The sequence below is a fragment of the uncultured Dialister sp. genome (assembly GCF_900538805.1).
Classification (GTDB): domain Bacteria; phylum Bacillota; class Negativicutes; order Veillonellales; family Dialisteraceae; genus Dialister.
In genome coordinates this window covers 1-7,161 of record NZ_UPZP01000107.1, presented here as the reverse complement: position 1 = coordinate 7,161, position 7,161 = coordinate 1, and the positions used below count along the sequence as shown (strand labels likewise).

The 7,161-nt window shown below is 52.4% G+C and carries 6 protein-coding genes; all 6 read right to left on the bottom strand.

Going from position 1 to position 7,161, the window contains the following annotated elements:
- Positions 1-102: 102 nt before the first annotated feature.
- On the bottom strand, positions 103-2,106 hold the full coding sequence (locus tag QZQ29_RS08250) for an ATP-binding protein (RefSeq protein ID WP_296962232.1): 2,004 nt from the start codon (positions 2,104-2,106) through the stop codon (positions 103-105).
- An 18-nt stretch (positions 2,107-2,124) separates the two neighbouring features.
- On the bottom strand, positions 2,125-2,814 hold the full coding sequence (locus QZQ29_RS08245) for a response regulator transcription factor (protein WP_296962230.1): 690 nt from the start codon (positions 2,812-2,814) through the stop codon (positions 2,125-2,127).
- 172 nt (positions 2,815-2,986) lie between these two features.
- Positions 2,987-3,784 carry a phosphate ABC transporter ATP-binding protein PstB gene (gene pstB, locus QZQ29_RS08240; RefSeq protein ID WP_296962233.1) on the bottom strand — a complete coding sequence of 266 codons (798 nt, stop codon included), beginning with the start codon at positions 3,782-3,784 and terminating at the stop codon, positions 2,987-2,989.
- Positions 3,785-3,801: 17 nt separating this feature from the next.
- Positions 3,802-4,740, bottom strand: coding sequence for a phosphate ABC transporter permease PstA (gene pstA / locus QZQ29_RS08235; protein ID WP_296962228.1), 939 nt, complete (start codon positions 4,738-4,740; stop codon positions 3,802-3,804).
- Entirely contained in the window at positions 4,737-5,648 is a 912-nt protein-coding gene (gene pstC / locus QZQ29_RS08230) for a phosphate ABC transporter permease subunit PstC (protein WP_296962226.1), read from the bottom strand. Before pstC ends, pstA begins: the two co-directional genes overlap by 4 nt.
- A 104-nt stretch (positions 5,649-5,752) precedes the next feature.
- Positions 5,753-6,637 (bottom strand): phosphate ABC transporter substrate-binding protein, encoded by an 885-nt coding sequence (locus tag QZQ29_RS08225; RefSeq protein WP_296962224.1) that lies wholly within the window; start codon positions 6,635-6,637, stop codon positions 5,753-5,755.
- Between the last annotated feature and the right edge of the window lie 524 nt (positions 6,638-7,161).

Here is a 7,161-nt window from a genome sequence, read left to right as displayed (position 1 = left end):
TTATAAACCATTAAAGACTCATCGCTAAAGCTTTTTGGAACCCCCGGTCTAACCGGGGGTTTTCTATAGACAAAAAAAGCGCCCCTTTTCGGGGCGCTGGGTTTATTTTGTTTTCTTCCCTGCTTTCCGGCCGGCTTTATCCGATTTTTTGTACTGTTTATCTACCGTATCTGCGGTATGGGCGTGGCCGTTTGGTTTCTTTTTGGACTTTTTGTCCTTTTTCAGCTTTTTCGCCTTATGGAGGTGTTTGGTTTCTTTGACATTTTCCGTTTCTTCTCCCACCACGCTTTGGGCGGCCTGGTCTTCGGCTGCTTCCTGCTCTGCCAGGCGGCCGGATTCGGCGTCTTCTGCTTCCTGGCGGGCGGTGAGGGCTTCTTTTGTTTCTTTGGTTACGTCGGCTTCGCTCATGCGGGGCAGAATGACGGTGACGGTGGTGCCTTTTCCTTCTTCGCTGGTCATGGAAAGGGTGCCTTTGTGTTTTTCTACAATGTGCTTGCAGATGGCAAGGCCCAGGCCGCTGCCGCCGGTGGATTTGTTCCGGCTTTCTTCGGCGCGGTAGAACCGTTCAAAGACTCTTCCCTGCTTGTCCTTTGGAATGCCGATGCCGGTATCGGAGATGGTGAGTTCCAGTTTATCATCCCCTGCCGGTTTCAGCGTGGCGTGGACGCTGCCGCCTTCGTTGTTGTACTTGACGGCGTTGTCCAGAAGGTTCATCACCAGTTCGGAGAGGAGGGCGGCGTTGCCGTAGGTATAGAGAGGCTCTGCGTCTACGGAGATGGTGATGCCCTTTGCCTTGGCCTGGGGTTCGATGAGGTCTGCGGCATAGTGGACAAGGCTGTCTAAGGAAACGGTTTTCCAGGTAATGGTGGTTTCCGTTTCTTCGATGCGGGAGAGGTGCATAATGGTGTCAATCAGGGTGAGCATGCGCTGGGATTCATTGACGATGCGGCTGCCGAAGAGTTTCACGTCGTCCGGTTTCTGGTACATGCCGTTGGCAATCATTTCTGCAAATCCGCTGATGGAGGTAAGGGGCGTCTTCAGTTCGTGGGACACGTTGGCGGAGAATTCTCTCCTCATCTTTTCCGCCATGTAAGACGCGGTCATATCGCGGAGCACGATCAGAAGGCCCGTCTCCCCGTCGGAAAGTTCGATTTTGTTCATCACCATGCGATAGGGTTTGTCGAAGAGGTTCATGGTATATTCCTGGCGTCCCTCGGTGCGGTAGGCTTTCCCGATGACCCGGAGCCAGTCCTCATCGTGGTAGAGGCTGGCAATGCGGCGGTATCTCTTTTCTTCGGCCGGATGGAAAATGTCTTCAATCTTTCGATTGTAGTCGACGATTTCCTTATGTTCGTTCAAAAGGATGATGCCGTCGGAAATAGTATCCACCACGGTGCGGATGGTGTTTCTTTCCTCTTCAATGTCTTCCAGGTAGTTCTGGATTTCATCGTGCTGTTCCTCAACCTTCCGGATGAGGGGGTTCAGTTCCTTATAGTCTGATGGCACGTCGTCCACCTTTTGTCCTTCCATAATTTTCTGTACCAGGTCACCCAGAAGGTGGAAGGGCTTCAGGATTTTTTCCGTTTCCCTTTCCGCCGCAAAGAGGCAGCCTACTACGAATACAAGAAGAAAGAGGATGATTTCCGGCAGGTAGGCGGAAAATCCTTTGTAAGAAACGGTACGGGCACTGGAAAGGCGGAGGATGGATCCGTCAGGCGCTTTCTGGGCATAGTAGCTCTTGGGACTGTCGTTGGCGTCCTTGTGGACGGCGGCGCCTTTTCCGTTTTCCATGGCCTGTCTGACTTCGGGCCCGCTTTTATAGTCTTCATCTTTGTTGTCACTGTCATAAATGACAGCGCCGTCACTGTCAAGCCATACGATATGGATGGTCCTGCCATTGTCATCGTAGATGCGCTTCAGGTAATCCCGGCTCCTGTCCTCGTCGCCTGTGGAAACGGCGCCGGCCATGACGCTGTTCAGGTGCTGCAGCTCATGGCTGAACTGCTCCTGCATGCCCTGATAGTAAAGAATGGCGGAAAGGATAAAGGTGATAATGACGGACACGATGCCCATGAGAAGAAGGCTTCTGTAAATACGGACTTTCATATATAAAAATGCTCCTGTTTATGATTTTCTGTCGCCCAGGCGGTATCCCACCCCTCTAACAGTGCGGATGCAGGCTCCTTCACTCCCCAGTTTCTGGCGCAGGCTCATGATGTGCATATCAATGGTCCTGCTTTCCATTTCAAAGGGTGAATCCCAGACGGCCTGCATGATCTGGTCTCTGGAAAGAACGATGCCCTTATTTAATAACAAATAACATAATAAGTCAAATTCTTTTAATGTGAGCTGCACTTCCCTGCCGCCGGAGGTGACGCTGTGCTGTTCCTGATCCACCACGATGCCTTCGAAGGAAAGGAGTTTCTTCCCTGCTTCCTGAGGCTTTTTGGTGCGGCGGAGCACGGAGCGGATACGGGAGAGCAGTTCCATAATGCCGAAGGGCTTGGTCACATAATCGTCGGCCCCCAGGTCCAATCCCTTTACGATATCAAATTCACTGGTTTTGGCGGTCATCATGATGACCGGGATGTTCTGCAGCTTGCCGGAGGCCCGGATTTTCTTCAGAATGGTGAGCCCGTCCTCGCCGGGAAGCATGATGTCCAGCAGCACCAGGTCCGGAATGTTCTTCTGCAGTGCTTCATAGAATTCAGAGGCCTCTCCGAAGCCTCCCACCTTGCAGCCCTGCCCCCGAAGGGCATAACTCACCAGTTCGCGAATGCTTTCATCATCTTCTACACAGTAAATAAGCGGCATGTCAAGTCTCCTTTAAAAACAGTCAAAGCCGGCAGAGGCTTTTGGGAAACACTGATTCATTCGCAGAATCAGCGCTTCCCTGGAAGCCGCCATGCCGGTTTGATTTTCAAAAGACCATGAAATAGACAGTTCCCTGTCTCCTCATAGATTTCACCATATTTATTTTACCACATCAGCCAAAATTGCCGGAAACGTAGCGGATGGTTCTTTCCTGCTTCGGGTTTTCGAAAATCTGCTTCGTATCACCGTATTCCACCATTTCGCCGAGGTAGAAGAATGCGGTCTTGTCGGCGATACGCTGAGCCTGCTGCATGTTGTGGGTAACCATGACCACCGTGTAGTCTTCCTTCAGCTTCACCGCCAGGTCTTCGATGTGGGCGGTGGAAATGGGATCCAGTGCAGAGGTAGCTTCGTCCATGAGGAGAACTTCCGGTTCAACAGCCAGGGCTCTGGCAATGCAGAGACGCTGCTGCTGGCCGCCGGAAAGGCCCAGGGCGGACTTGTGGAGACGGTCCTTCAGTTCATCCCAGATGGCTGCCTGGCGAAGGCTCTTTTCGACAATGTCGTCAAGGTCGCTCTTCTTTGTGATGCCCTTCAGACGGGGGCCGTAGGCTACGTTGTCATAAATGCTCTTGGGGAAGGGGTTCGGCTGCTGGAAAACCATGCCCACATGGCGGCGCAGCACAATGGGATCGATTTCCTTGTAAATATCCACGCCGGAAAGGAGCACCTGTCCTTCTACACGGCATCCGGAAACAAGGTCATTCATGCGGTTCAAAGTGCGCAGGAAGGTGGATTTGCCGCAGCCGGAAGGTCCGATGAGGGCGGTAATCTGGTTTCTTTCAATGCGCATGGAAATTTTCTTTAATGCCTGGAAGGCGCCGTAGTAAAGGTCAAGGCCCTTGCAGTCGAAAATGATATTGGAATAGACGGACAGGGACGCTGCGCCGGCAGGAGCCTGGACAGCCATGGAATTGTTATTTGTCATCATGCGTTTTCTCCTTCAGTTTTCTTGGAAATATACCGGCTCACCATTCTGGCTCCGATACTGAATACTAATATCATAATCATGAGGACCGCAGAAGCAGCAGCTGCTGTGTCCATGGCACCGGTGCCAAGGCCTTCGGTGCGGGCCGCCCATACCTGGAGGGACAGTGTCTCGCCGGGGCGGAATGGGTTCAATGGGCAGGTGGGAGATGTAATATCCCACACGTTCCAGTTAATGTCGGTACTCATACCGGCGGTGTACAGGAGGGCAGCGGCTTCGCCGAAGCCTCTACCGGCTGCCAGGATGACGCCGGTGACGATGGGTCCTACGGTGGCGGGAAGCATGACGTGCCATATGGTTTCAAAATGGGTGGCCCCCAGAGCCAGGCTGCCTTCCTTGTACCCTTCGGGGAGGGCTTTGAAGGCATCATAGGTGGTGGAGGTAATAAGAGGCAGGGACAGTACGGAAACTGCCAGAGCACCGGAGAAAAGGTTCCACTGACTGTGCACCATGATAATGAACACCAGGTAGCCGAAGAGGCCGACTACGATGGAAGGCAGGGAGGACAGTGTTTCGATGGCGATGCGGAGCATATTGGTTACCCTGCCGGGGGATGCATACTCTGCCATGTACACCCCTGCCATAACCCCGATGGGCACTGAAATCAAAAGGGAAAGGACCACCAGGTACACCGTATTGAAGAACTGGCTGCCTATGCCTGTGGGTCCGAAGGAAAAGATTTCCGGTTTCATCGCCTTAATACCGCCCCATACCACGTAGAGGGTAAAGGCAATGAGCAGGAAAACAAAGGCCGCAGAAATTAAATAGAAGAAAAAGGTGGCTGTTTTATCAGCAAAACGGGCTCTTTTGAGTCCACTGTCAATGAGACGGAGATCGGTCATCTTCCCGTTCATCGGCGCTGCCGGCTGTGTACTCATGCCATGGACTCCTTTCTAGCTGCAATCAGGTGAATAATCAGGATAAAGAGAAGGGAAATAATGAAGAGCAGAAGTGCCATGGTCCAGAGGGCTGCATTCAGTTCGCCGCCGTCCATGGCGCCGCCCATATCAGAGGCAATGGCTGCGGTTAAGCTGTTGGTTGGATCCAGGATGCTGTGGGGGAAGGATTTCATCTTGCCGATAACCATGGATACTGCCAGGGCTTCGCCGAAAGCGCGGGCCAGGCCCAGAACGATGGCGGTCAGGATTCCCGGGAGGGCTGCCGGCAGGAGCACTTTGTAAATCATCTGCCAGCGGGTGGAACCCAGACCGTAGGCCCCTTCGATATACTTCTTATTCACACTGCGGATGGCATCAGCAGAAACGGAGGTAATGGTGGGGTAAATCATGACGGAAAGAACAATGGCCGCTGCCAGTACCGACTGTCCGTGGGGCAGGTTGAAGGCCTTCTGCAGGAAGGGCACAAGCACCACCAGGCCAACCCAGCCGTAAACAACGGAAGGAATGCCTACGAAGATTTCAACCGCCGGACGGATGACCTTTTCACCAAGTTTCGGGGAAATCTGTGTCATGAATACAGCCGTGGAAAGGCTGAAGGGGATGGCAATGAGAAGTGCCAGGGAACAGGTAAGGATGGACCCCCAGATGAAGATGGCCGCCCCTACCTTACCGCCGCCTACGTCCGTATCGGAAGGCTTCCAGGCCGATGAAAAAAGAAATTCACCTATGCTGTGATGAAAATCGGTAAACGTGAGCATACCCTTGGCCAGCAGGAAGCAGCCGATGGCAACAGTTAATATGATGAGGAAAAATCCGCATATGGTGGATACGCTTTTCCCCAGAATTTCTCGTCTGAACATATGCTGCTGGCGCATATTTCCGTCCATGAATGGTTCTCCTTTTTAAAGACGGGAAAGGCAGCCGCATTTTCATGCAGCCGCTTTTCCCGCAGCTATTTCTTATTTACTCCTTTTTGATATTTCGTCAGAAATTATTTTGTCTTCATCTTGGAAGATACACCGTAGCCCTGTTTTTCGATTTCTACGCCGTATTCATCGGAGAGGACATAGTCGATGTAAGCCTTCACAGCACCGGTGGGTTCACCCTTGGTGTACATGTGCTCATAACCCCAAACTTTGTACTTGCCGTTGTAGGTGTTTTCCAGGCTCGGTTCTACGCCGTCAATGGCGATGGCTGCCACGTCCTTATTATTTACCAGGTAAGGAAGTGCAACATAGCCGATGGCGCCCTTGGTCTGGGCAACGCTTTGAATCAGTGTGCCGCTGTCATCGGTTTCAAGAGATTTGTTGGAAGCTTCTTCCTGTCCGGCCAGTGCCAGTTCGGTGAAGAGTGCACGGGTGCCGGAGGTGGTCGGTCTGGTTACCAGGACGATTGGTTCATCCGGGCCGCCTACATCCTTCCAGTTGGTCACTTTAGCTGTGAATACATCCTGCAGCTGCTGGGAAGTCAGACTCTTGACCTTGTCTGCAATGTCCTTATTCACAATGGCTGCAACGGTCATGGTGCAGACCTTGTGGTCCACAAGTCCCTTAGCTTTATCAGCGGGGAGCTTCTTGTCAGCCGGTACATCGGAGTTGCCGATGCTGACGGAGCCTTCAGCTACCTGTTTCAGGCCTGTGCCGGAACCGCCTGCATTCAGTGTAATGGATACATCCGGGTTCTTTGTCTTGAACTTGGCAGCAGCATCCTTAGCCAGTGGAAGCAGTGCAGAGGAACCGGAAACGGTTACCTGTCCGGAAACTTTGCTGCCGGAAGCGGCGCCGCTTTTAGCCGGAGTGGAATCTCCGCCGCAGCCTGCTGCTGCCACCAATGCTGCCGAAGAAAGAGCCAGAGCCATCCACTTTTTCAGATTCATTATAAATCCTCCCTTGAAATGATGAATGATTGTTTTCTTGTTTCGATATTTTTAGTCTAAAGCAGAGATGTAAAAAACATAGGGAGAAAAAAGTATAGCTTTGATTTAGATTGTAAAAGGAATGTAAATAGGGGCCGCTTTGCGGCCCCGGGTTCAGAAGGTGGAGGAAAAGGTTCTTAAGATTGACCGGCCTTTGGCCGGAGGGTTCTCAGGTTTGACAGCCCTTCAGGCTGAGGGTTGTGGTATCGCCGCCTTTGGCGGCGATGAGTATATAGTCAGCGTTACGGGATTTACTTTTGTGTCACCGTTGGTACATGCCGACGAGCCGGAGCCCCCTTCCTTAGGAAGGGGGTGGCGCCGCAGGCGACGGAGGATAGGGGCGTGGATTAGACGATAGAAGTCAGAAATCAGATGACAGAAGACGTTACGTGCCTTACCTTCCCGCCCTCATCGTCATTCTGAGCCGCAGGCGAAGAATGGTCGGTCGACCAACTAAAAGGAAAGCCCTCTTATGGGCAGGCTAA